1 protein-coding gene is annotated in these 633 nt (G+C 57.7%); it reads left to right on the top strand.

All coding sequences use genetic code 11. The annotated features are described in order from the left end of the window. On the top strand, positions 1–398 hold a 398-nt coding region (locus tag NW852_RS11205), incomplete at its 5' end, for a mechanosensitive ion channel (RefSeq protein ID WP_414426751.1). Between the last annotated feature and the right edge of the window lie 235 nt (positions 399–633).

The raw sequence follows: 633 nt of genomic DNA, 5'->3' as shown, positions 1-633 counted from the left end.
GGGTGGGCGTGGTCTTGTTCGGGGCGGTGCCGGCGGTGGAGCTGTTGCAGTTTGCTGCTTTAACCGACATCGTAGAGGGGCTGTTGCTGATTTCTGGGCGGGTGCTCATCGGCGCCTTGGTGTTCGGGATCGGCCTTTACTTGGCCAATTTGGCCCATTCCATGATCAAGAGCTTGGGCAACCCCTCTGCAGGCGTGCTGGCGCAGGCGGCGCGGGTGGCCATCTTGGTTTTCGTCGGCGCCATGGCCTTACAACAGATGGGTGTAGCCACCGACATTGTGGTGCTAGCTTTTGGCCTAGTGCTGGGCGCGATTGCCGTCGCGGTGGCTTTGGCTTTTGGTTTGGGAGGTCGCGATGTGGCTGCCGAGCAGATCCGGCAGTGGTTGAAGCGGGAGTGAAAAGGCCAAATCTGCTAGAGGAATTGCTCTTCCTACCCAAAGAGAGCAGCGCTTCTTAAGGAGTGGACATGCCACCCATCCGATGGCCCCCTCGAGGTTAACCCTGTTTTGCTTGCAAATGTACCCCGCCTGGCAAAACGCTCGGCGGGGTCTTGATTTAAAAGTTGAGACTTTTTGCTTTGGGTTTAAGCTGCCTCCGAAACTTTGGCCTCTTCTGGCGTTGCTTCCTGCACCA

It is taken from the genome of Synechococcus sp. H60.1 (genome assembly GCF_047462335.1).
Taxonomy (GTDB): domain Bacteria; phylum Cyanobacteriota; class Cyanobacteriia; order Thermostichales; family Thermostichaceae; genus Thermostichus.
Note: the sequence above shows the minus strand (reverse complement) of the source record. Positions and strands in the feature narration are given on the sequence as shown.